Origin of the sequence: Chamaesiphon sp. VAR_69_metabat_338 (assembly GCF_031423935.1) — a bacterium.
Lineage (GTDB): Bacteria > Cyanobacteriota > Cyanobacteriia > Cyanobacteriales > Chamaesiphonaceae > Chamaesiphon.
Window position 1 is genome coordinate 1 of the sequence record NZ_JANPGM010000636.1, and the last position, 1,726, is coordinate 1,726.

Annotated in this window: 1 protein-coding gene; it reads left to right on the plus strand. The window is 49.0% G+C overall.

All coding sequences use genetic code 11. From position 1 onward, the window contains the following. Positions 1 to 121 precede the first annotated feature (121 nt). Positions 122 to 1,375, plus strand: coding sequence for a competence/damage-inducible protein A (locus RMO84_RS17605; protein ID WP_310489738.1), 1,254 nt, complete (start codon positions 122 to 124; stop codon positions 1,373 to 1,375). Positions 1,376 to 1,726: the final 351 nt, after the last annotated feature.

Here is a 1,726-nt window from a genome sequence, read left to right on the forward strand (position 1 = left end):
CGTCTGCCTGCGCAGAGGAGGGGATTTTTAATGCACAGAAGATCCGAAATCGATCGGGATAGTCAAAGGATGTTTAACTTATATTAGGTAGTAATCGCCCAATTTAGAACTCCCAAATATTATGGCTGCTGAAGTAATCTGTGTCGGTACCGAATTATTACTCGGTGATATTCTCAATAGTAATGCTCAGTACTTAGCGCAGGAATTAGCCGCCTTGGGCGTACCGCACTTTTATCAGACGGTGGTGGGTGATAATATCGATCGAGTCCATCAAGCGATCGAGATTGCTGCTAATCGATCGAGTATCTTAATTTTCACGGGTGGTTTGGGGCCGACACCAGACGATTTGACCACCGAAGCGATCGCGAGTTATTTTAATACACCCCTAGTCGAGCATCCCGAAGTTATTGCAGATATTCAACAGAAATTTGCTCAAAGTGGGCGGACGATGACACCGAGTAACCGCAAACAGGCACTCCAACCTGCTGGTGCTGATGTCTTGCCCAATCCAGGCGGGACGGCCCCAGGGATGATTTGGCAACCACGGGAGGGGCTAACGATCTTTACATTTCCAGGCGTACCGAAGGAAATGCACCGGATGTGGCGGGATACAGCCGTTCCGTTTTTAAAAACTCAAGGTTACGGTCAAAATCCGATCTATAGTCGCAGCCTGCGCTTTTTTGGCATCCCTGAAGCTGCGTTGGCGGAGAAGGTAAATCATCTATTTAATTCACCCAATCCGACTGTCGCACCATATGCAGGCAAAGGTGAGGTACGATTGCGGATTTCGGCGCGGGCAGCAAATGAACTAGCCGCAAATGAGCTAATCGAACCGATCGCCAAAGAGATCGAGCAGATTGCGGGTGCATATTATTATGGTACCGATGAGGATACTTTAGCTAGTGTTGTCGGTCAGCTATTAAAGACAACAGGGCAAACCTTATCTGTGGCTGAATCCTGCACGGGCGGAGGATTAGGGCAGATGTTAACAGATATACCTGGCAGTTCTGACTACTTTCTGGGTGGCGTGATTTCTTATGCCAATCGGGTCAAAGTCGAACTTTTGGGCGTGAATGCTGACGATTTAGCGGCACAAGGCGCGGTAAGCGAGATCGTCGCACGGCAGATGGCGGCAGGAGTCAAGGCTAAATTGGGGACAGATTGGGGGGTAAGTATTACAGGCGTTGCTGGCCCTGGTGGAGGCACGGAAACAAAACCTGTCGGGTTGGTGTATATTGGCATTGCCAGTCCCGATGGGAGTGTTGAAGGCGTTAAATATCAATTAGGTAGTCAAAGGGAGCGAGAGTTGATTCGCCAGATGTCTGCTTCTCAGGCTTTGAATTTGTTAAGGCAACGGTTAGGGGTTAGGGGTTAGGCTTTAGGCTTTAGGCTTTAGGTTTTAGGGAATAGAACCCAAGCGTTTCCCAGTCCCCCAAGTATCCCAGTATCCCAGTCCCCCCGCTCCCCGCTGCCACAAAAAAAGCAAGATGGAACTCGAACAAATCGATCGAGTCCTAGTCAAGTAGGCCGCGATCGACTTACACTAAGTTGACTAAACATTTAATTCCCCGAATCGACAGATGCAAAAACCATTTCAACGCTTACTCGTAGTTAGTTTACTCTTGGGCACCTTGATGTTAGGTGCTTGCGATCGACCCAAAACACAAGCTGATAGTTCTGCCAGCACGCCAGCATCGACTAGTACTGCCATGGCGGCAAGTCCTAC